The organism is Mesorhizobium sp. WSM4837, assembly GCF_055811435.1.
The window spans coordinates 243,781-263,700 of the sequence record NZ_JBVVQE010000001.1; the positions used below are offsets into that span (position 1 = coordinate 243,781).

Here is a 19,920-nt window from a genome sequence, read left to right on the forward strand (position 1 = left end):
GAGAGTCGCCGTCCTCAGCACGAGCCAACGGGTGGGTGCGTAGGCGCCTGTAAAAAGGTCTACAGCACCGAGCGTTAGAAGCGATAACGGATTCCAAGGGCGTTCGCATTGGAACCCTCTGTCATATCTCCAAACGTACCATCGGCGCCGGATCTATGGTGGAGTTGGTAGACGAGTTCGACGTTGGGAGCCTGCCTCACTCTGAACGAAAGCTCCGCACCAACGAAGCCGAGGAATGATGCATCGCCATCGTGGACGATTTCGCGTTCGCGCTCGATCTCGGTAGGGCCGGTAACGGCACTGAATCCAGCAGTCAGTGCGGGCGCAATCGCCAAATCACCAATGACCAGGCCGTGGTGGCGCAGTCGCGCTCCGGCCCAAAGTTCGCCAGTCGTATCATCGTCCTCGCCAAATCTTATGGCCGCGCCGGCGACGCCACCAAGAACGAAGCCAGCGCCGATATCGACGAAATCGCGACCGTATGCAGCTCCGATTATATAGTTGTCCGTGTAGTCGGCACCCAAAACATTGATCGCGTCCCCGAAGGCCCCGTGCGCAAAGACGCCACCAAAGACATAAACATCATTCTTGGTCGGCAAACCGTCTGCGAAAGCGTCCTGGGTCGCAAAATAGATAAAGGGAGAATTGTCATCGGCAAGTCCAGAACTGACTGAAATGCCCAAGATCACCGCAGCCAGGGCCACTTGCAGTCCACGCATAGACAAGCTCCGAATCAATCCATTTCCATGGTTGGCAATTGCAATGGGGAAAAACAAGGTACGAATTGTTTATCGCCAAAATACTGGATGCGGGTGGCTCGAACCATTCTTCAGGCTTTGCCGGGCGCGCGCAGGTGACCTTCGCCACAGGCCGTAACGGCGCAGTCTTCGGCCGCCAGCCTAACAGTAATGGCATCTGCCTATACCAATTCACGTCCGTTGCTGCGTTCGACTGCCCCGATAATCTGCTGAAGTTCCAAAGAAACCACCATTGAAGACCGTAGATCTCGGAACTTTTTCGCGCCGGCGCGGGTTGTCGATGGAGATGCATCGAACGCATGGGACGCCGGTGAAATGGCCATTCTTTCGGGAAAACCGGGAAGCTGTTGGGTGGCGGCAGCCACCGCTACGAACTATCCCCCGCTCGAGGGCTCGATCCATGCCGATGCCGTTGTTGTGGGCGCCGGGATTGTCGGGCTCACGACGGCGCTTCGCCTTTGCGAGGCCGGTCGGTCGGTGATCGTCATCGAAGGCCTGCGGACAGGCGGCCAGGTGACCGGCCGCTCGACGGCCAAGATCACGACGCAGCACGCGCTGATCTATCGCCATCTCATCGACACGTTCGGGCGGGGCCTGGCGCAGACCTATGCCGATGCGAATTCCGCCGGCGCCATCCAGATCCGGGAATGGGTTCGCGACCACGCCATCGCCTGCGATCTCGAGGCCAAGGACGCCTATACCTACACCTGCGATGCAAGCCGGCGCGCGGAGATCGTGGCCGAGGCGGAGGCCGCGCGCCAGGTTGGGCTGGACGCCGATGTTTTGGAGCGCGCGCCGCTGCCTTTCGAAACGGCCGCCGCTCTGCGTTTTTCCGACCAGGCGCAGTTCAATCCGGCGATGTATCTGGTTGGCCTGGCTCAAGCAGTGACGGCCCGTGGCGGACGGATTTTCGAAAACAGCCGCGCGATCTCGATCGGCGAGGCAAGCCGCTGGCGCGTCGTTACCGACAGCGGCACCGTTCACGCCGAGCATGTGGTCGTCGCCACCAACATGACGCTGAAGAGCCCCGTCGGCATGGCGAACCGGACCCAGCCGCGCTGCCACACTGCCATGGCGTTTCGGATCGATGACCCTCGTGCTGTCGACGGCATGTTCATCGGCATCGACGATCCGACGCATTCCATCCGCACCGGCCGCGACGCCGAAGGCCCGCTGCTGGTCGCGCTCGGCCCCAAGTTTGACACGGGCCAGGACGGCGACGTGGCGAAACGGTTTGTCGAGCTGGAACAATGGGTAAGAATGAGCCTTCCAGTTGGGGACGTTGCGTGGCGCTGGTGTAATGAGGACTATGATACGGCCGATAGGGTTCCGCATGCCGGCGAGCCCGATCCGGACAAAGCCTCCGGGTTTCATATTGCCACGGGTTTCAACGCCTGGGGCATCACCAATGGAACGGCCGCAGGCATGATGATCGCGGATTTGATCTGCGCGCGGCCGAGCCCATGGCAAAAGCTCTATGATCCGGCGCGGCCTTATCCCGAGGACTTTCACAGGAATGGCCGCAGCCAATCGATTGTCTCAAGCCTTGACGACATCGTGCCCGGCATGGGCGGTGTGATCGTCAGGGGTGACGAAAAGATCGCGGCGTGGAGAGACGCTGAAGGGGTGCTCCACCCGGTTTCGGCGACATGCACCCACAAGGGCTGCACGGTGACCTGGAACAATGCGGACAACACCTGGGATTGTCCTTGCCATGGCTCGATTTTCGCCGCCGACGGTTCGGTCATCCATGGCCCAGCTCGAAAGCCGCTTGCGCCGGCCGCGCTATAAGAGGCAGCGACTGGCGCGGCCCGGTGTTACCGTGCGTAGGTTCCGACCAGCTCAGTCTGCTCCAGCGCATGCTTCTGGGCTTCCTTCCAGACGAGCTGCACGCCCGCCTGTCCCGGCACACTGAGGCTCGGCACGTCGAGCGCGGCCAGCCGGAAATGATAATGATGGACGCCATGTCCCACCGGCGGCTGCGGGCCGTCGTAATAGGCATTGCCGAAATCGTTGGTGCCTTGCCTGAGTGCCGACGGGCCTGGCTTGCCATCCTGCGCCTCGGTGAGTTCGCTCGCATCGGGCGGGATATTGAACACCGCCCAGTGCCCGAAAATCCCGCTCGGCGCGTCGGGATCCTGCACGACAAGAACAAGGCTCTTGGTACCGTTCGGAACACCGGACCATTTTAGCGGTGGTGAGACGTTCTCGCCGTCGCGGGTATACCTTTCAGGGATTTTCCCGGCCGCCGGGAACGCCGGGCTGATAAGGGTGAGTGGCATTTCCATCTCCCCAAGAACAAGCGCTACAGCCAGCTATATCTGGCGCTATTTCACGCCGCTTGCTGAGCTTCCGCGACGCGCCTGATTTCTGCTGGCAAGGATTCCCAAACCTTGATCATCTGCCCCTCTCCCACATGGTGAGCGAGAACCTGGGATACGACCCTGAATGCATCCTTGGAATCGACCGGTCGGGTGAATTCCAGCTCCGCCTTGATTTTGGCCAGGAACTCGTCGAGCGACCGCAACTTCTCGGGAGTCTTGGAGGGCTGATATTGGTCGTAGTAGGCGCCGCGCACGAGGATCGGCAGCTGCGAGCCCAGGTGGGCGGCAAGATCCGGCTGCATGCGGTCTCGCAGGGCGTGGAGCACCGCTCCAAGCACATGCCATGCGACCTGCCGATCCGGTCCAATCTCGGTCATGATCTCGTCGAGCCAGATGTTTGTTATCTGCAGCGTCTTGTCGAATACTTCGAGTCCGGTGGCGCTCATCGAAGCCTCCTTTCAACAGGTTGAATGACTCATTGGACGAAACGGCCTTGGTCGGCTGTTGTTCCCGTCCCTAAAGGCCGCCTCTCGCGAAGGCGGGTGATCTATTCGGCCAAGTTTACGTTCGCCAAACTTAACGCGTTCCCGTCAAGAGTTGGCCCGTCAAGATTTGGCCCGTCAAGATTTGGCCGTGGCCACGGCAACGAAAAGAGATTGCCCTTGCCTGCTGATGCGGAACAACATCGGCTTGTTCAGCTGGCGGGATTTCGCCCACTCCTCTTGGATGTCCGACGGCTGTGTCACATCCCGGTTGTTGGCCGAGACGATCACATCGCCGGGCTGAACGCCGTTTTCGGCGGCGAGGCTGTTTGGAGCCACTTCCTGGACGAACACGCCTGTAGTATCCGGCTGGAGTCCGAGCTGCTGGCGTGCCTCATCCGGGATTGGGCTGAGCGACAATCCAAGACGCGTGTCGGCCGTTTCCGACTTCGGAACGGCGCTGGTCTGTTGCTCCTCATCGTTGCGTTGTCCGATGGTCAGAGCTATTTCCTGTTGGCTGCCTCCGCGGTTCCGTGTCAGCGTCGTTTTTGTTCCCGGCTTTTGGCTCGCAGCCGCGAGCGTCAGATCATGGACGCTCTGGATGTCCTTGCCGTTAAAGCGTGTAATCACGTCTCCCGCCTGTATGCCTGCCTGCTCTGCCGGACTGCCGGGTTCGACCGAGGCGACCAGCGCTCCCTTGCTGCCGGATATTCCAAGCGCCTCGGCAATCGACGGGGTGACCTCCTGGAGACGCACCCCGATGAAACCGCGCTCGATCCGGCCAGTGCGGATCAACTGGTCGACGACGTTCCGGGCGGTGCGGGATGGTACCGCAAAGCCAATCCCTATGCTGCCACCTGTGGGAGATACGATGGCCGTATTGACCCCGATCACTTCGCCGCGCGCATTGAACAGCGGGCCGCCGGAATTGCCGCGATTGATTGAGGCGTCGGTCTGGAGAAAATCGTCGTAAGGACCGGCATTGATGTCGCGCGAACGGGCCGAAAGCACGCCGACGGTAACGGTGCCACCGAGCCCGAACGGACTGCCGATAGCGATCGTCCATGCGCCGGGTTGTACTGCATCGGAGTCACCCCAGGCGGTCGTTGTCATATTGGACCGCGGGTCGATCTTCAGCACCGCGAGGTCGGTTGCCGGATCGCGGCCGACGAGCTGCGCAGGCAACGTCTCCTTGTCGGAGAATACGACATGAATTTCGCTTGCATCGGCAACGACATGGTTGTTGGTGACGATGTACCCCTCGGGGCTGATCACAAAGCCGGAACCAAGGGCCTCTCGCACCTGCGGTTGCGCCGGTCCGAGGCCGGGACTGCCGAAAGGACTAAGAAAGTCGCCCAGCGTCGCCTGGTCCTGGATGATCTGTTTGGTCGTTATTGCGACCACGGCTGGAATTTTCTCGCGCACGATCGCCGTGAAGTCGTTTGGGATTTCCTGAGCTGCGAGCGGAGCAAAGCCGCCGGCCGAGAGCATCAGAGTTCCGGCGATCAGGCCGGCGCAAAGTCTTTTATTCAATACCGGTAACATGGCCTGCGACGCCTCCAGCGTTCAGTGATCAAGCATGCGGCCGCTCCGGCATGAGCCAGCGGTTCACCAGCGGATTACGACAACCCTGTCGTTCCCGTTGGCGAGTTCGACAGCTTCGGTGCCGTCCGGTTTCCGGCTTTCGATCCGGGCACCTTCTACCGTTTCTATGCCGGCAATGTTGGCCGCAAAGGCCTCGTCAATCTCGGCGGCACAGACGAGGGTATCCGGGGGCAGATCCTTCACTTGGTCCATCAACTCGCGAAGCTTCATGGCGAACCTCCTTGGCACAGGCCCGGATTCTTTCAGCCGCACATTCCAACCATGTGCCTCCAGAAAAGTTCCCAGACGCGATTGCAGGCATGTCACAGGGACGAGATTCCGCCAACGATGCATCGGTGGTGGCATGGATCAGGGGCGCGGGCCGTGTTCACATGAATCGAGCTTCCTGCCCCCGGACAAGGGACCCGGCCATGAGCCTTCGTCCGGCCGCCCTGAATGCAAGGCGTCGGCCCGATCAACACTGCGGCGCCGGCGATGCCACCAGCCTTTTGCCGGCCAGCCGCTAACGAGAACGATCAAGACTTGTCGTCACCGTTCTGGGCTGGCCTCAATGCACAAACCTTGCCCTCAGCCAGGCCAGAAGTCTGTTCCCGGTAATCGTCCGGCGGACTCTGGCGGCAGCCCATCGCGCTTGCATCGTAGCACCAACGTGACAGTGACAGACGATGTTGTGCAACTGCCAGTCACTTAGCTCGAAGAAGCGCTTTGCCTCACCGTAGGTATCATCTTTCAGACCCATGGCGCGCAGCACCGGATCCTCATAGGCAACGGTGATCGGCGACCCCGCGCCACGCGCTACGTCACGAGCTTCAGGACTGAGATATTCGGTGCCTGAAAGGGCTCCGAGGCAACGCCGTGGATTTTGTTCGAGAAGCTCTGCCCAACGCTCGATCCGCTGCGCCCGAGTCATGGTCGGGTATGTCGCCGAGGGCTCAACTTTCGCAACTGTCTGCAGTTGGTCGAGTGTTTGGTGTTTCATGGTCGGCTCCTTTCAACAGGTGGAAGTGCCCACGCCCTAACAGAAGATTATTGCGCTGCGACGCGCCGACAAGGCCGGAATTGACAATGTCAGGAGTTTGCCCCTCGCCCGGTTCGGATCAGGAACCTTCCGGGGGGCCTGCTTGTTTTGGCTAGTGAAAGGAGACGGTCATGAGCACAAAACCACCACCCGTTCCGGCAGAGAACCAGAGCCCAAAGGGTCCGGGCGATAACAAGTCGGTTCCTGTCGACCAAACGCAGCACAGCCATTCCGCCCCAAATCCCGACAAACAGGGCCAGCAGGGCAACACGAAGGTCAATACGACCCATCAAGGCCACCAGCAGGACCGTTAGGTGATTTCATGTCCACGTCGAAGAAGACCCGCGCCAGTATTCGCCATGGCGGTCCTGGCGCATCGCACGAAAACGCCAAGGAGCCGCTGGTGATAGAAAAGCCGCCAGCCGATTCCGATCTGCGCAGCCGCAGCAAGATCTCAGGCGGCGGAGGCGAACGCGACAGCCACCATACTCATGACCCCGAAAAGAAGGGCGGTGGCACCCGGCCGGCAAACAAAGGAAGGTGAATTGTATTCACGTCCCCTGCGAAGCGTGCGGCATGGAGGTGCCAAGCATCATCCGGCCGTCGACTGTGAGCACCGCCAGTGGCTGTGGCCTTCTTTGGCCTACCGCCGCAACTTCCGACTGCGTCAGGCATTTTTGCTGTGATCGCCGTTCCTCCAGGCGGTCCGAGGCTGAGAAAGCCTGTCGCCCGCGGCTCCCGGCCGGCGGGCTGTCTCGTCAGCCTACCGGCTTTTCCCGCTAGACGAGCGACAGCGATGCTACTTCCGGTGGAACAGGAAGCCCCCTCTGGGAGTTCATACCGTCATCAACAGGCGCATGGACGTGCCCTTGTACGGCGCGGCAGCGCACGAATGGGAGAACCACCATGAGCCTCGGAACCATACTCATCATCATTTTGATCCTTATCTTGCTTGGCGGGTTCAGCGGTTTGGGTGGTGGACCGTTCTACGGCACCGGCTATTATGGTGGCGGTGGCCTCGGTCTCGTGCTGCTGATCGTTATTATCCTGGTCCTTCTCGGGCGCATTTAGTACACGATTAGGCGGACAATTTGGCGATGATCCTGTGTGGGCCTGATGCCTTGCCCAGGAATGTCGCCGCGACTGCGGGCAAAGGGGGCCGCACGTGATTGTCCGGACGGAACCGAAACCGCTCAAGGGCATTATAGCCGCTCAGAAATCCACGAGAATGGCGCCATAAGTGAACTTCGTTGAACAAGCCGATGTCGGCCTCGGAGTTCCGGGCATTCCCACTGCCGATCTGATGCAGGCACTGCCGGTCGCCATCTACACCGTCGACGGGCAGGGACACATCACCTTCTTCAACGAAGCCGCAGCTGAACTCTGGGGCCATCGTCCTGTTATCGGTCGGGACCTATGGTGCGGCTCGTGGAAGCTTCGTCATCTGGACGGTCGGGATATGGCGCATGGCGAGTGTCCGATGGCCGTGGCGCTGCGCGAAGGGCGGGATGTCTCCTGGGACCAGGCGATTGCGGAGCGGCCGAATGGCGAACTGGTCCCATTCAGGGCTCACCCACGCCTGCTTCGCGACGAAGCGGGCAATGTAGTCGGTGCCATCAACACGCTGCTCGACCTGCGCACGCAGACGCTGGGCGATGAAGCCCGCATGCGTCTTGCCGCCATTGTCGAGTCGTCGATGGACGCCATCGTCTCGAAGGACATGAATGGCATCATCACCAGCTGGAACGATGCTGCAGAACGCCTGTTCGGCTACACGCCTGCCGAGGCGATCGGCCGGCCGGTGACGATGCTCATTCCGCCTGACCGTCTCGACGAGGAAGTCTCGATCATCAGCCGCATCCGCGCCGGCGAACGCGTCCCCTCCTATGAGACGATGCGCCTGCGCAAGGACGGCACGCTCGTTTCGGTCTCGCTCACCGTCTCACCGATCCGCGACGGGATCGGGCGGGTCGTCGGCGCCTCCAAGATCGCGCGCGACATCAGTTCCCACAAGGAGAACGAACGGCGCATCCGACTGCTCATGCGCGAGGTCAACCATCGGGTGAAGAACCAGTATTCGGTCATCATCTCGATGATCCGCGAGACAAGCAAGCTGACGAGCACACCTGAGGCTTTCCTCGGGCAAGTTCGAGAGCGCATCATGGCGCTTTCGGAATCCCATGATCTCCTGGTCAATGCCGAATGGCGCGGCGCGACGGTCGGCGAGCTCATCCAGGCACAGCTCAAGGCCTTCGCAGCGCAGTCCCGCGTGTCGATGGCCGGGCCACTGGTGGTACTGCAGCCGAACGCCGTCCAGTATCTCGGCATAGCCTTTCACGAACTCGCCACCAATTCGGCAAAACATGGAGCGCTGTCGTGCAACGGCGGACGCGTCGAGATCGATTGGCACGTGGTCCCTGCGGGCGACGGCGCTGAGACCTTTCGACTGGTCTGGCGTGAGTTGGACGGGCCAATCCTGGACGCTGTCAGGGCGCGCGGTTTCGGACTGGTCGTGCTCGAGCGAGTGGCGCCGCAGGCTCTCAGCGGCAGCGGGCGGCTGGAGTTCCACGCCCGAGGCATCACCTGGACGCTCGAGGCGCCGCTGCATTTCGTCCAGACATCACTGGCCGAAATCGCGGCCGATTGAAGGAATTTCGCCGCGCTCGTGAAGCTGAGCCCTTCCCCGCGACCGACTGTGTTCGGCCAGACTTATTGCGTTTGGTCCGGCGGGCGAAAATAAGGCGAAACAGCCCTGTCCTCCAGAACATCGACGTCGCCTCTTCCAGGCAGGGCATCGCAGCCAAGCGAGTGCCGATCGACGTTACCTGGTTCAAACACGGTCAGGCTGTCGAATTCCATGGCCGCCCCGTAGAACTGGGCGGCTTGCAACACCAGGCATTCGACGTCTTCAAGCGCAACGTTTTCTGCGAGGTTTCGCAGCCGCACAGCCTCGGCCACCGCAGTGACATTGAGTATCCCCTTATCCCGGGCGGCTGCCCAAACTTGCAGGTCAACGTCGTGACACAAATGGGCCGAATAACCGTCTCTCATGGAAAACCCTTCCTTTCAGGAGCGGTTTGTCCCTCAAGATCAGCATGTGCCATAGCAGCTCGAATGACAAGCGTAATCCATCAAACAACACACAAAATCAACAAGTTAGCATACCGCTCAGGCTACACGATCGACGCTTGACAGTAACTGTGAACCTTTCACGCCGATGGCCAATGAGCCGGTCTTGACGGCTGACGAGGCTTTTCCTACTTCTTAGACAAATATTAACTTTGAGCGGCTGGAGGGCAGAAATGGCCGAGCTGGAAAGACCCGAACGACTGCAGATCATGCTAACCTCGGAGGAATTGGCTGCTTTGGAAAACTGGCGCTTCGAAAGGCGCATGCCAAGCCGGTCTGCGGCCGTGAGGGAGTTGCTGCGGCGCGGTCTCCACGCGGACGGATTTTTGACAGCGGCACAAGGTGCCAAGTCGCAGGATTTTGGAATTCTGCCCAGTTCCGGCATTGTCGATGGAGCGTCCCGCGACCAGGGCGGCAGCAAGCTGTAAGGCTGCCCTCGCGGCGCTGGAGATGTTTCGGCGCCGGAGCCTTGCCCATTCTGTGGAACTTCAGGCAATCGTCGCGCGTTCGGTGAGGCATGTTGTGGACCGGAACAAGGCCGGTTGCAGCATCACACAGGCCAGCAAGGATCGAGGCAGTGAGCTTCCTTTACCGCGCGGCAAAAATCGCCGAACAAGCTCATGCGGGGCAGACGGACAAGACCGGACGGCCCTATATTGAGCATTGCCGCCGGGTCGTTGATGCCGTCGAAACGCTCGACCAGAAGGCCGTTGCCTACCTCCATGACGTTGTTGAGAAAAGCGACGATTGGGATCGCGAGCGGCTCGAGGCGGCAGGTTTCGGAACCTCCATCGTGTCGGCAGTCGATGCGATGACACGCAGGCCGCACGAGGACGACCTCGCTTTCGTGCGCAGAGCAGCAGCCAACCCATTGGCGCTGCCGGTCAAGCGCGCCGATCTTGCCGACAATTTATGGCAAGCACAGCAGATTGGCGCGTCGACATCGAAATATGAAGACGGACTGCGGATCCTCGACGAAGAATTCTCCTGATGACGAGAGGATTGTCGCCTGTGGCGTGATCGGCCGATGTGCGACCTTCATGCGAGGCTCTATTCGGGGATGTGAGGCGTATGTCGCTTGTCCTCGGCAGGATCGGCATCGATCCGCGCCTTGCTGGGATCGAAGGCGCCATGGCGGGCGATGGCCAATGCCGGCGTGTCGGGCGTCTCGTAGGCCCACATGAAGTCGTCGGCCGCTCCGCCGACCGCGTGGACCCGCCAGTAACTGGCCGTGCCCTTCAGCGGGGAGTGGGTTGTGGTGTTGGTTTTCTCCAGAAGGTCGAAATAGATATCCTCGAAGGGGATATGGAAGACCGGAGCTTGCCCCTCTTCATGGAGCACTTTTGCCCGCTCTGTCGAGGCAATGATCGCGTCGGAGAACCTGACCGTCACGGTTCCATTGAACGGGGTAATCGTCAGCGCGCCGGGACGGCTGGTGGAATTTACGGCTAAGGGCTGCATTCGACTTCTCCGTTGGCTGCCGATCTCCTGGAACGTCGTATCGCCCGTCAGGGTTCCAACCGCTTAGGCTCATTGGAGCCGCGACATCGGGGGAGCCGGCGACAGATGAAAAACCTCCCGCGGGGCATTCAGATTCAAGGGAACGTTACCGCCGAAGAGTTCGTTTCCTAGATTGACACCGGAACCGGCGGCGGGGCTTCGCAAGTTAAGGGAGATTGCCATGAAGGTCGGCAACTGCATGACGAGGAATGTACAAGTCGCTAACCCCGAACAGTCGATCCGCGAAGTGGCTGAGATGATGGGCAGGCTTGACGCCGGAGGGATGCCCGTGGGCGACCACGACCGGCTGGTCGGGATGATCACCGATCGAGATATCGCGATCCGCGGCGTAGCATTGGGCAAGGGACCTGACACGAAGGTGCGTGATGTCATGAGCCCGGAGGTCAAATATTGCTTCGATGACGAAGACGTCGAGCATGTGCTTGAAAACATGGGCGACCTGCAGGTACGTCGGCTCCCGGTTCTGAACCGCGACAAGAGGCTCGTCGGCATCATCTCGCTTGGCGATCTCGCGACGAATGGCGAAGCGGCAGAAGCGGGAGAAGCTTTAAGCGACATCTCGAAGCCGGGCGGCGAGCATTCGCAGACTGCTCACTGACTAACGCCGCGACATGTCGGCGCAAGGTCAACATCACTTGTTTCGCGGTGCGTCGGCTAACGCCGGCGCCCCGCCGGAGCCTTCTGCATTTGCGATGTTTTCGGCAAAGGTTCAGGAGCATCCATGACAACGATCCGAAGCACCGTGTCCTTCAGCGCCGAAAAAAGCGCGGCAGGGCGAAATCATCGTGCAGGCGCGGACGCGTCAGATCACGCGCCGAGACGTTCACCCGGATGTCGTGTCGTGATAAGCTGTTCTTGCGACGGGACCGCGCGACACCGAGGCGGGCATCTCGCGGCCGGGCAGCCCTTAGTCGCACACGATGAGCTTGAGCACCTGATGTTCTCGAACGATTGCAAGCGTCCTGCCAAACCCTGTTGCGAAGGTGGGGCCTGTTGCCAAGGTGGGGCCTCTTGCGAACGTCGGGCCTCTCGGAGTGGACGGATTTGGGTTGGTCGCTGAACCTCGGGACGATCGCCGGCACCACCGTGCGCGTTCACTTTACCTTCCTGCTTCTGCTCGTCTGGATCTGGCTGACGCACTATCAGATCGGCGGCACGCCAGCGGCCTGGCAAGGCGTTGCCTTCATCATTGCGGTTTTTGCCTGCGTGGTCCTGCATGAGTTCGGCCACATCGCCGCTGCGCGGTATTTCGGCATCAACACGCCGGACATTACGCTTTTCCCGATCGGCGGCGTCGCCAGGCTCGAACGCATGCCCGAAGAGCCGGGGCAGGAGTTCGTGATCGCGGTCGCGGGGCCGCTGGTCAATGTCGCGATCGCCGCGCTGATCTTCGTCCTGCTCGGCGGGTCGGCGGGCGTCGAACAGATGGCCGGGATCGAGGATCCGCGTATGAGTTTTCTCGCCAGGCTTGCCGGGGTCAATGTCTTCCTGGTCATCTTCAATATGATCCCAGCCTTCCCGATGGATGGCGGCCGTATCCTGCGCGCCGCACTCGCCGCCCGCCTGTCGTGGTCGCGCGCAACCCAGATCGCAGCCATGATCGGGCAAGGATTGGCCTTCGTCTTCGGTTTTGTTGGGCTGTTCTACAATCCGCTACTGATCTTCATCGGCATCTTCGTCTATCTCGCCGCGGCAGCGGAAGCGCAAAACGCACAGATCCGGGAGGTAGCCACAAGCGTCCTTGTCGCGGATGTGATGATCACCGAGTTCGCCCGGCTGGAACGGTCGGCGACGCTCGACCAGGCAATCGAGATGCTGCTCGCGACGACGCAGCACGAATTCCCTGTCGTCGACTCCGCTGGCCATCTTGAAGGATTGGTGACACGCAACGACATGATCCGGACATTGAAGGAAAAGGGACCCGCCGCACCGGTCGCGAGCGCAATGCGGCACGATATCCCGAAAATACATTACCGCAAAAGTCTCGAGGAAAGCCTGCGGCTGATGCAGCAGGCAGACGTGCCTGCTGTAGCCGTCGTCGACAGTTCCGACCGGCTGGTCGGGCTCATGACACACGAAACCATAGGCGAGATGCTCATGATCCGCTCAGCCGTGTCGGATGCCTTCCGATTTGGTCGTTTGCGTGGGGCCAAGCCGCGATTCACACGGATCTGAGCACGAGGATTCTTTTCACCGCCGGATCGGGTGAGTGCGCTCTAAATCGTAGCGGAGCGATAAGCAGAAATCGGCCGGAACGAAGGTCGTCCCGGCCCTTTTTCTGTGTCTCAAGCGCCCGGAACGTGAGGCAGAAGTTCAAGCGCACCGCGATAGATCATGTCGCCAGCTACGTAGAGGATGACCACCAGCCCGACATAGGCGATCCAGCGGTGCTTCTGAAGCAGATTGGCAATGAGGTTTGCAGCGATGCCCATCAGCGCGACGGAGAGGACAAGGCCGAAGATCAGCACGTTCGGATGTTCGCGCGCAGCACCGGCTACCGCCAGAACATTGTCGAGTGACATGGAGACGTCGGCGATGATGATCTGCCAGGTTGCCTGGGCCAGGGTCTTGCGCGGAGCCTTGCCAGCTACGACGCCATCGTAGTCGACGTCGCTTTCCGAAAGCGCTTCGATCGCCTGTGCTTCCTGCGCATGGTTTTGCCGGAGTTCGCGCCACATCTTCCAGCAGACCCACAACAGCAAAAGACCGCCGGCGAACAGCAGCCCGACGATCTGCAGGAGCTGGGTTGTCGCGGCCGCAAAGCCGATGCGCAGAACGGCCGCTGCGATTATGCCAACGACGATTGCGTTTCTGCGCTGCTCTTTGGGTAGTCCGGCCGCGGCAAGGCCGATAACGATGGCATTGTCGCCGGCCAGCACCAGGTCGATCATGATGACCTGCATGAGAGCGGTCATTGCTTCGGGACTGAAAAAATCTGTCATACGGCACCCTTGCGTTCAGCTAGGGTGACGCGGCTTGCGAGTATAACCGTAGAGCAACGCGGACACCGCGTGTGACAAGAGAAATGCCGCTACAGCTGAGGAAAACTCAAAGCCAGGCCACCCGGATTGGAATTCCAGTCCGACATCGCAGTCCTGATGGACTGCCAGAGGGGCCCGGCCTGGCAGCACCTAGCTATTGCCCCAAGCGCAAAAACTCAAGGCTTAATTGTGATCCGCATATGCGGCATCGAGTTCGGCAAGCTGGTTAAGCCAGGTCGATCGGCCACGCGGCCATTGAACGGGCCGGCAGCCGCAAGTAGACTGATACAGTGCGCTTCGGTAAATTTCTCCAACACCCGATCTGCGACCGTCGATGGCGATGAAGGAATTCCGTCTTGGCTGCTCATCGGCGACCGATCGGCAAATATCTGTTCCCAATCGGCTCCTTGGGCCTGGCCGCACTCATTCATTTCGGCGCCGCGTCGATCGAGCATTCGCCGCTCTCGATCAAAATCCTGGCGTTGATCGTCGTCGCTATCTTCATCTTCGCGACAGTGTTTGTGGTTTTGCATCATGCAGAAGCCGTCGCACTGCGGCTCGGTGAACCATATGGCACGCTGCTGTTGACATTTTCGGTGACGGCCATCGAAGCGTCGGTCATCGTTTCGATGATGCTGCACGGCGAGAACAATCCGACGCTGGCACGCGAATCTGTGTTTTCGACGGTCATGATCGTTTGCGCTGGCGTCGTCGGGGTCTGCCTCACTCTGGGTGGGCTGAAGCATCGATATCAGGACATCAAACGACAGGGCACCAACGCCTCGCTTGCCGTCATTATGGCGCTGACAGTTCTTACGCTGATCCTTCCAAACTACACGCTTGCAACAAGCCCCGGTACGTTCTCCGCCTCGCAGCTCGCTTTCGTGAGCGTTCTTTCAATCCTCCTCTATGGTGCCTTCGTCTTTGCCCAGATGGTGCGCCATCGGGGCGATTTTATCGAAGACCTGACGTCCAGCGCGGAACATGACAAGCATGTATCTGAGGGCGAGAAAGTGACCACCAATGTGCTCCTCTTATTTGTCGGACTGGCAGGGATCGTTCTTCTGACCGAGCAGGTGGCCGGCAGCATCGAGAATGGGCTCAAGTTTCTTCAAGTTACCCAGGCGGACGCCATCGTGGGCTTCTTCGTCGCTGCGCTTGTGCTTATGCCGGAGGCGCTATCGGCGGTTCGGGCAGCGCTCAATAACGAGCTTCAGCGAGGGCTGAATGTCGCCCTCGGCTCGGCCTGCGCCACAATCGGCCTGACAATCCCGGCGATCTGTGCGGCGAGCCTGCTCACCGGACGAAGCCTGACTCTTGGTCTGGGTCCGGGGGATACCGTGCTTCTCATCCTCGCGCTTGCCATCAGCATCGTGAGCTTTGGGACGGGCCGAACAACGATGCTGACGGGGCTCGTTCATCTCGTCGTATTTGTCGCCTATCTGTTCCTTATCTTCGTGCCGTAGGTGATCGACCCTCCGTCTTCGGCCATCGCTGCGTCCTGTCGATTTGCGGCGCACATGCCTAGCCTGCAACTACTGGACCTTCGAGCGCAAGCGATCCGTCACGAACTCCATCAACACCACGATGGCAAAGATCACGAGAATGATGGTCGAGGCATTCCTGTATTGGAAAAGATCGAACGCGACCTTCAGCTCCTGTCCGATGCCACCGGCTCCAACGAGGCCGAGAACAACGGACGAGCGCACTGCCTTTTCAAGCGCGAAGAGCGTGGTGTTTATCAGGGACGGCATGGCGTCAGGCAGTACTGCCCCGCACAGAACAGAGAATCGTCCGGCGCCGATTGCAAACAGCGCTTCCTGAGGTCTTTCGTCGGCATCCTCCATCGCCTCGGCGAAGAAGCGTCCGCAAAAGCCGATCGTATCGACGACGATGGTCATGGTGCCGGCAACCGCCCCGAGACCAACGGCTGACACGAAAAGTAGTGCCCAGACCAAATCTGGAACAGTCCTGAACAACGAGACCAGCATCCTGGAGATATGCCGGAACGGGCCGATCGGGGTTATGTCCTTGGCCGAGAGCCAGGCAAACGGCAAGCTGAGGACGACACCTATTGCTGTCCCCACGAGCGCTATCTGAAACGTTTCGACCATGCGCCAGAAAACCCTCAGGAGGAACCCTGGCTCGACATTTGGGGGTATCATGCGGCCGACGAGACGGACCATTCGGGGCACCCCGCCTGCCAGTTGTTCCGGCGAAGGTGCGACCTGCCCGGCGGAAACGATCACGAGAGCGGCCAAAGCGACGGCAAAGCTGAAAGTGACTGGCGAGATCGATGGAATCCGGCTCAGCGAAAGGCGGTCATGCATCGAAGACGTCTTTCAGATCAGCGCGGGTCACCTGCGCCGTCGGTCGGTCGAAGAAGACCTTGCCCGCCTTGAGCGCTATCAAGCGGTCGGAGTAGTCGAGAGCATGCTCCATGTCGTGCGTGGTGTAGACCAAAGTGATCGCCTGTTCCTGGGTCAGCTCGGAGAAGACGCGCATCACATCATGTCCAGCCGCCGGGTCGAGACTTGCCGCCGGTTCGTCTGCTATCAAAAGCTTCGGACGCCGGATCAACGCACGGGCAATCGCCACCCGCTGCGCCTGCCCTCCAGAAAGCGCGTCGGCGCGGGCGCCCGCCTTGCCGAGAAGCCGCACTTCGGCGAGGGCCTGCATTGCTTCCTCGCGCCAGTGTTGCTTTGCGATGGAATGGTGCCAGCCGCGCCAGCCGCCGGGCAGCCCGAGCTTGCCCTGCAAAACGTTTGTAAGAACCGATTGTCGGCTGACCAGTCCGTGGTGCTGGAAGACAAATCCGATCTGCCTGCGTATGCGCCGCAGCTGGGCGACGGACGGCGCCGAGCGGAAGCTCTCGCCGAGGGTGACGACCTCGCCACCGCTCGACGGTAGAAGACCAATGAGGCATTTGAGCAGGGTGGATTTTCCAGCACCGTTCGAGCCAATCAGGGCAACCCGTTCGCGCGATGCTATGGTGAGGCCGATACTGGAGAAAATGACCTTTCCGTTCGCATAGCTCTTCGCAAGATCGTGCGCCCGAATGATCGCTGTCATAGTGACCTCTTGGCCCAGACCGAACTGCGAAACAGGCCGGCGGTTAGCCGCCGGCGTTGTCGCTGAAAAGGAGCGAGCCTCAGTTTACGAAGTCGGTGAGGGTCTCGATTCCGATCGTGCGGTACATCGAGCGGACATAGTCGTAGTCCGAGTCCCTGACATCAGTCAGGAAGAAACCGCCCTTGAATTTCTGGTTGTCCTCGCCGGTCAGGATCGCTTTCATCAGCTCATTGCCATTCTTCGCAAAGGCATCGCGGATCTTGACGAACACGTCATCTGAAATGTCCTTGCGGGCGACAAGAATGTCGTTCGGCAGATCGCGGCCCCGTGCGATGACCGAGAAGGCAACGTCGGGGAATGCTTCCCGGACCGAGTTGAGATAGCCGAAATTCAAGCCGATAGCGGCGATGTCGCCGCGGATGAGAGCCTCAGCCGCGATGTTGCGCGATATGATTACTGGTTCGTAATCGGTGGCATATTTCAGGTTGAAATCGGCCAGCGCCTGCGCGGGGCCGAGGTGCTGGGAGGTCGAGCCGACCGAGCCGAATGCGACCTTCTTGCCCATCAAGTCTTCGACCGAGCGGATCGGTCCATTCGCCAGCACGGCGATCTGAGCGAAATAGTCGGGGCGCTGCCAGGCGACAACAATCTTCGGCTGGCTTAATTCCTTCATGACGACGTATTCTGCAGGACCGGTCAGGACAAGATCGACCTGCCCGGAATTCATCGCCTCGACGGCGGTGGTCCGCGAACTGACCGGAAACAGCTCGACATCCAGGCCGGTCGCCTCCTCAAGAGCGGTCTGGAAAGCACCGAATTCCTGCTGAAGAGCCTCCAGTCCCTCCATGTCGGTTACCGCGAATTTCACTGGCTCCGCAAACACTGGAACGGCGGAGGCAAGCGTCAGGGCGAGTGCGGTTGCGATGCTGCGGATCATCGTTTTTCCTTTGCTGTATAGACAGGAAACTGTTACCCGCTAATCCGTATACGCAGCAGATGACGTGCTCGTGACATTTCGCCGGCGCCACCGGCAGCCTTTGCTTTTTTGAGGGATACAGTGAACTGGCACATCCAGGGTGGTCGCATCCTAACCGAACGGGGACTTGAAACCGCGGACCTGAGCGTCACCGGCGGCGCCCTGTCAGAGCTGCGAGCGGCCCATGCCTCCACAATCGATGCCGATGGTCTGCTCGTGCTTCCGGGGATCGTCGATATTCACGGCGACGGCTTCGAGCGCCAGATCATGCCGCGGCCCGGTGTCCGCTTCGACACCGCGCTGGCGCTGAAAGATACGGACCGCCAGCTTGTCGCCAATGGCGTAACCACGGCCTTTCACGGCGTCACGGTGTCGTGGGAGCCTGGACTTCGGTCGCTCGACGCTGCCAAACAGCTGATCGGCGCGGTCTGCGATCTCCGCGATAGCCTTGGCTGCGATACGCGTCTGCATCTGCGCTGGGAGACCTTCGCGCTTGATCAGATGGCGCAGGTCGTACGATGGCTCTCGCTTTGGCCACGGCCGATCATCGCCGTCAACGATCACACGACGGGGTCGGTGCTGAACGGCACGATTGCCCGCAAGATCGGTCAGATGGCGGAGCGGTCTGGCTTGAGCCGCGAGCAATACATGACGTTGCTCGGCCAGATTTGGTCCCGCCGCGCCGAGGTTGAGATCGCGATCGGGAAGCTGGCCGCAACTGCGCGGGCCAATGGCAATGTGCTTCTTGCCCATGACGAAGCGTCTCCCGAGGAACGCATGTATTTTCGCGCCCTCGGCGCAAAGGCCTCGGAATTTCCGCTAACGCTCGAAACAGCCAAGGCCGCGCGGCAAATGGGCGAGGACGTGATCCTCGGCGCGCCCAACGTCGTGCGCGGCGGCAGCCATAATGGAGCGCTAAATGCCACCGAGGCCGTCAGAGCCGGACTTTGCACGGTGCTGACCAGCGATTACCACTACCCTTCGCCTCTGCATGCGGCCTTCAGACTGTCTTCGCCAGACGCCGGCGACTTCCCCTCGATCTGGAATCTGGTTTCGGCAAACCCGGCCCGGGTGGCCGGCCTCGACGATCGCGGCTCGCTTGTTGCCGGCCGCCGGGCGGATCTGATCCTGGTCGATGCTGGCGATCCAGAGCATCCGCGTGTGGTGGCCACCATGGTCCATGGACAAATTGTCTATAGCTCCGGGCTGTCCCGCACAGACCGATGGTCTGCACAGCGGTCGCCGGTGGATAAGGTTTCATGAACTTGGACACGAAAATTTCAATACCACACGAGCGCAATGGCAATCGCCTTCTGGCCTTTGACGGGCTGGTCTTTCGGCCACGCAACGATACGCCGATCTGGCAGCAGATCTACGATCACATCTTCGATCTGATCGAGAGCGGCAGTCTTGCGCCGGGCAGCCAGCTTCCCGGAGAAACGCATCTGGCAGAGAAATTCGCGGTCACCCGCATTACGCTTCGCCGGGCGCTGCAGCAGTTACAGCATGAGGGCCACCTCACCGCCCGCAAGGGCGTCGGTATCTTCGTGCGAAACCTGCCCTCGACATTCACTGTTCGCGACGGACAGCGCTTTCTCGACAATTTCGAAGCCCACGGCCAGGAAATCGGCACCAATACGCTGCTGATCGTCCGGGAACCGGCCGAAGCGGCCGTGGTGGAACGGTTGCGTCTCGCACCTGACACCACCATTATCCGGCTGTGCCGGATCAGAACGTCGGACAAGCAGCCAGTTTACGTCAATACCAAGTTCTTTCCGGCGCATCTCTTCCCCGACTTCGAGCAGAGATACGATGTGCGTCAGTCGGTGACCGATGTTTTCCGCGCGCATGGCATCGACAACTACCGGCGGGCCGAGACGCGCATCAGTGGCGGCTTTGCATCCCCCGATGAAGCGGAAATCCTGCGGCTGACGCCCGGAACGCCAGTATTCCGCATCAATGCTGTCAACGAGGACCGCAGCGGCGTACCAATCGAATGGACCCGCGGCTGCTGGCCGCTGACATCCGTCGAATTCGTCTTCTGATTATGGCGC

The 19,920-nt window shown here is 60.4% G+C and carries 25 protein-coding genes; 13 read left to right on the plus strand and 12 right to left on the minus strand.

Annotation, left to right across the window (positions count from 1 at the left end; genetic code table 11):
* Positions 1-74 precede the first annotated feature (74 nt).
* The gene (locus AC0L3D_RS01100; protein WP_473627431.1) at positions 75-719 is read right to left on the minus strand and encodes a hypothetical protein; all 645 of its coding nucleotides are present in this window, start codon (positions 717-719) and stop codon (positions 75-77) included.
* 65 nt (positions 720-784) lie between these two features.
* On the opposite strand from AC0L3D_RS01100, the gene AC0L3D_RS01105 reads away from it, so the two are divergent.
* Positions 785-994, plus strand: coding sequence for a hypothetical protein (locus AC0L3D_RS01105; protein WP_473642742.1), 210 nt, complete (start codon positions 785-787; stop codon positions 992-994).
* A 79-nt stretch (positions 995-1,073) separates the two neighbouring features.
* Complete coding sequence (locus AC0L3D_RS01110; RefSeq protein ID WP_473642744.1) at positions 1,074-2,549, plus strand: FAD-dependent oxidoreductase; 1,476 nt, start codon at positions 1,074-1,076, stop codon at positions 2,547-2,549.
* 26 nt (positions 2,550-2,575) lie between these two features.
* On the opposite strand, the gene AC0L3D_RS01115 is transcribed toward AC0L3D_RS01110, so the two are convergent.
* From AC0L3D_RS01115 to AC0L3D_RS01135, 5 genes are all read right to left on the minus strand, one after another.
* The gene (locus tag AC0L3D_RS01115) at positions 2,576-3,040 is read right to left on the minus strand and encodes a YbhB/YbcL family Raf kinase inhibitor-like protein (RefSeq protein ID WP_287227103.1); all 465 of its coding nucleotides are present in this window, start codon (positions 3,038-3,040) and stop codon (positions 2,576-2,578) included.
* Positions 3,041-3,090: 50 nt separating this feature from the next.
* A complete protein-coding gene (locus AC0L3D_RS01120) occupies positions 3,091-3,528 on the minus strand; it encodes a DUF2267 domain-containing protein (RefSeq protein ID WP_287171980.1) in 438 nt (145 codons plus the stop codon).
* A gap of 174 nt (positions 3,529-3,702) precedes the next feature.
* Positions 3,703-5,109, minus strand: coding sequence for a Do family serine endopeptidase (locus AC0L3D_RS01125; protein ID WP_473627434.1), 1,407 nt, complete (start codon positions 5,107-5,109; stop codon positions 3,703-3,705).
* Positions 5,110-5,172: 63 nt separating this feature from the next.
* Entirely contained in the window at positions 5,173-5,379 is a 207-nt protein-coding gene (locus tag AC0L3D_RS01130) for a hypothetical protein (protein WP_023799550.1), read from the minus strand.
* A gap of 337 nt (positions 5,380-5,716) precedes the next feature.
* Positions 5,717-6,148, minus strand: a complete 432-nt coding sequence (locus tag AC0L3D_RS01135; RefSeq protein WP_023799551.1) for a hypothetical protein — start codon at positions 6,146-6,148, stop codon at positions 5,717-5,719.
* Between the two features lie 170 nt (positions 6,149-6,318).
* Here AC0L3D_RS01135 and AC0L3D_RS01140 point away from each other — a divergent pair, with 170 nt between their 5' ends.
* The 4 genes from AC0L3D_RS01140 (at position 6,319) to AC0L3D_RS01155 (ending at position 8,834) form a co-directional block, all read left to right on the plus strand.
* Entirely contained in the window at positions 6,319-6,501 is a 183-nt protein-coding gene (locus AC0L3D_RS01140; protein WP_084646754.1) for a hypothetical protein, read from the plus strand.
* Between the two features lie 8 nt (positions 6,502-6,509).
* The gene (locus AC0L3D_RS01145; protein WP_023799552.1) at positions 6,510-6,731 is read left to right on the plus strand and encodes a hypothetical protein; all 222 of its coding nucleotides are present in this window, start codon (positions 6,510-6,512) and stop codon (positions 6,729-6,731) included.
* A gap of 362 nt (positions 6,732-7,093) precedes the next feature.
* On the plus strand, positions 7,094-7,258 hold the full coding sequence (locus AC0L3D_RS01150) for a DUF3309 family protein (protein WP_023799553.1): 165 nt from the start codon (positions 7,094-7,096) through the stop codon (positions 7,256-7,258).
* A gap of 169 nt (positions 7,259-7,427) precedes the next feature.
* Positions 7,428-8,834, plus strand: coding sequence for a PAS domain S-box protein (locus AC0L3D_RS01155; RefSeq protein ID WP_473642746.1), 1,407 nt, complete (start codon positions 7,428-7,430; stop codon positions 8,832-8,834).
* Between the two features lie 62 nt (positions 8,835-8,896).
* Here AC0L3D_RS01155 and AC0L3D_RS01160 read toward each other — a convergent pair whose 3' ends face one another.
* Positions 8,897-9,238 (minus strand): hypothetical protein, encoded by a 342-nt coding sequence (locus tag AC0L3D_RS01160; protein WP_128167818.1) that lies wholly within the window; start codon positions 9,236-9,238, stop codon positions 8,897-8,899.
* Between the two features lie 251 nt (positions 9,239-9,489).
* Between AC0L3D_RS01160 and AC0L3D_RS01165 the strand changes: the two genes are divergently transcribed.
* Entirely contained in the window at positions 9,490-9,744 is a 255-nt protein-coding gene (locus AC0L3D_RS01165) for a hypothetical protein (protein ID WP_023799556.1), read from the plus strand.
* Between the two features lie 149 nt (positions 9,745-9,893).
* Positions 9,894-10,307, plus strand: coding sequence for an HD domain-containing protein (locus AC0L3D_RS01170; protein ID WP_287244669.1), 414 nt, complete (start codon positions 9,894-9,896; stop codon positions 10,305-10,307).
* Between the two features lie 59 nt (positions 10,308-10,366).
* Here AC0L3D_RS01170 and AC0L3D_RS01175 read toward each other — a convergent pair whose 3' ends face one another.
* Positions 10,367-10,777, minus strand: a complete 411-nt coding sequence (locus AC0L3D_RS01175) for a DUF427 domain-containing protein (RefSeq protein WP_473627435.1) — start codon at positions 10,775-10,777, stop codon at positions 10,367-10,369.
* Between the two features lie 220 nt (positions 10,778-10,997).
* On the opposite strand from AC0L3D_RS01175, the gene AC0L3D_RS01180 reads away from it, so the two are divergent.
* Both AC0L3D_RS01180 and AC0L3D_RS01185 read left to right on the plus strand, forming a co-directional pair.
* On the plus strand, positions 10,998-11,435 hold the full coding sequence (locus tag AC0L3D_RS01180) for a CBS domain-containing protein (RefSeq protein ID WP_287138799.1): 438 nt from the start codon (positions 10,998-11,000) through the stop codon (positions 11,433-11,435).
* 446 nt (positions 11,436-11,881) lie between these two features.
* A complete protein-coding gene (locus tag AC0L3D_RS01185; protein WP_128167820.1) occupies positions 11,882-13,012 on the plus strand; it encodes a site-2 protease family protein in 1,131 nt (376 codons plus the stop codon).
* A 110-nt stretch (positions 13,013-13,122) separates the two neighbouring features.
* Here the strand turns inward: AC0L3D_RS01185 and AC0L3D_RS01190 are convergent, their stop codons facing one another.
* Positions 13,123-13,779 (minus strand): TerC family protein, encoded by a 657-nt coding sequence (locus AC0L3D_RS01190; protein WP_128167821.1) that lies wholly within the window; start codon positions 13,777-13,779, stop codon positions 13,123-13,125.
* A 395-nt stretch (positions 13,780-14,174) separates the two neighbouring features.
* On the opposite strand from AC0L3D_RS01190, the gene AC0L3D_RS01195 reads away from it, so the two are divergent.
* Positions 14,175-15,284: a calcium:cation antiporter gene (locus AC0L3D_RS01195; RefSeq protein ID WP_473642748.1), complete on the plus strand. Its 1,110-nt coding sequence runs from the start codon at positions 14,175-14,177 to the stop codon at positions 15,282-15,284.
* Positions 15,285-15,353: 69 nt separating this feature from the next.
* Here AC0L3D_RS01195 and phnE read toward each other — a convergent pair whose 3' ends face one another.
* From phnE to AC0L3D_RS01210, 3 genes are all read right to left on the minus strand, one after another.
* Positions 15,354-16,148: a phosphonate ABC transporter, permease protein PhnE gene (gene phnE / locus AC0L3D_RS01200; protein ID WP_287227132.1), complete on the minus strand. Its 795-nt coding sequence runs from the start codon at positions 16,146-16,148 to the stop codon at positions 15,354-15,356.
* Positions 16,141-16,890 carry a phosphonate ABC transporter ATP-binding protein gene (locus AC0L3D_RS01205; RefSeq protein ID WP_023799564.1) on the minus strand — a complete coding sequence of 250 codons (750 nt, stop codon included), beginning with the start codon at positions 16,888-16,890 and terminating at the stop codon, positions 16,141-16,143. The genes phnE and AC0L3D_RS01205 overlap by 8 nt, the downstream gene beginning before the upstream one ends.
* Before the next feature lie 79 nt (positions 16,891-16,969).
* Positions 16,970-17,827 carry a PhnD/SsuA/transferrin family substrate-binding protein gene (locus AC0L3D_RS01210; protein WP_473627437.1) on the minus strand — a complete coding sequence of 286 codons (858 nt, stop codon included), beginning with the start codon at positions 17,825-17,827 and terminating at the stop codon, positions 16,970-16,972.
* A 120-nt stretch (positions 17,828-17,947) separates the two neighbouring features.
* Between AC0L3D_RS01210 and AC0L3D_RS01215 the strand changes: the two genes are divergently transcribed.
* The gene (locus AC0L3D_RS01215) at positions 17,948-19,129 is read left to right on the plus strand and encodes an alpha-D-ribose 1-methylphosphonate 5-triphosphate diphosphatase (protein ID WP_287227135.1); all 1,182 of its coding nucleotides are present in this window, start codon (positions 17,948-17,950) and stop codon (positions 19,127-19,129) included.
* The gene (gene phnF, locus AC0L3D_RS01220) at positions 19,126-19,911 is read left to right on the plus strand and encodes a phosphonate metabolism transcriptional regulator PhnF (RefSeq protein WP_023799567.1); all 786 of its coding nucleotides are present in this window, start codon (positions 19,126-19,128) and stop codon (positions 19,909-19,911) included. The genes AC0L3D_RS01215 and phnF overlap by 4 nt, the downstream gene beginning before the upstream one ends.
* The last annotated feature ends 9 nt before the right edge of the window (positions 19,912-19,920 follow it).

Coding starts and splice junctions, on each gene's coding strand:
- AC0L3D_RS01100 (WP_473627431.1), bottom strand. CDS start 719: ATGCGTGGACTGCAAGTGGCCCTGGCTGCGGTGATCTTGGGCATTTCA.
- AC0L3D_RS01110 (WP_473642744.1), top strand. CDS start 1,074: ATGGCCATTCTTTCGGGAAAACCGGGAAGCTGTTGGGTGGCGGCAGCC.
- AC0L3D_RS01115 (WP_287227103.1), bottom strand. CDS start 3,040: ATGCCACTCACCCTTATCAGCCCGGCGTTCCCGGCGGCCGGGAAAATC.
- AC0L3D_RS01120 (WP_287171980.1), bottom strand. CDS start 3,528: ATGAGCGCCACCGGACTCGAAGTATTCGACAAGACGCTGCAGATAACA.
- AC0L3D_RS01125 (WP_473627434.1), bottom strand. CDS start 5,109: ATGTTACCGGTATTGAATAAAAGACTTTGCGCCGGCCTGATCGCCGGA.
- AC0L3D_RS01130 (WP_023799550.1), bottom strand. CDS start 5,379: ATGAAGCTTCGCGAGTTGATGGACCAAGTGAAGGATCTGCCCCCGGAT.
- AC0L3D_RS01135 (WP_023799551.1), bottom strand. CDS start 6,148: ATGAAACACCAAACACTCGACCAACTGCAGACAGTTGCGAAAGTTGAG.
- AC0L3D_RS01140 (WP_084646754.1), top strand. CDS start 6,319: ATGAGCACAAAACCACCACCCGTTCCGGCAGAGAACCAGAGCCCAAAG.
- AC0L3D_RS01145 (WP_023799552.1), top strand. CDS start 6,510: ATGTCCACGTCGAAGAAGACCCGCGCCAGTATTCGCCATGGCGGTCCT.
- AC0L3D_RS01150 (WP_023799553.1), top strand. CDS start 7,094: ATGAGCCTCGGAACCATACTCATCATCATTTTGATCCTTATCTTGCTT.
- AC0L3D_RS01160 (WP_128167818.1), bottom strand. CDS start 9,238: ATGAGAGACGGTTATTCGGCCCATTTGTGTCACGACGTTGACCTGCAA.
- AC0L3D_RS01165 (WP_023799556.1), top strand. CDS start 9,490: ATGGCCGAGCTGGAAAGACCCGAACGACTGCAGATCATGCTAACCTCG.
- AC0L3D_RS01175 (WP_473627435.1), bottom strand. CDS start 10,777: ATGCAGCCCTTAGCCGTAAATTCCACCAGCCGTCCCGGCGCGCTGACG.
- AC0L3D_RS01180 (WP_287138799.1), top strand. CDS start 10,998: ATGAAGGTCGGCAACTGCATGACGAGGAATGTACAAGTCGCTAACCCC.
- AC0L3D_RS01190 (WP_128167821.1), bottom strand. CDS start 13,779: ATGACAGATTTTTTCAGTCCCGAAGCAATGACCGCTCTCATGCAGGTC.
- phnE (WP_287227132.1), bottom strand. CDS start 16,148: ATGCATGACCGCCTTTCGCTGAGCCGGATTCCATCGATCTCGCCAGTC.
- AC0L3D_RS01205 (WP_023799564.1), bottom strand. CDS start 16,890: ATGACAGCGATCATTCGGGCGCACGATCTTGCGAAGAGCTATGCGAAC.
- AC0L3D_RS01210 (WP_473627437.1), bottom strand. CDS start 17,827: ATGATCCGCAGCATCGCAACCGCACTCGCCCTGACGCTTGCCTCCGCC.
- phnF (WP_023799567.1), top strand. CDS start 19,126: ATGAACTTGGACACGAAAATTTCAATACCACACGAGCGCAATGGCAAT.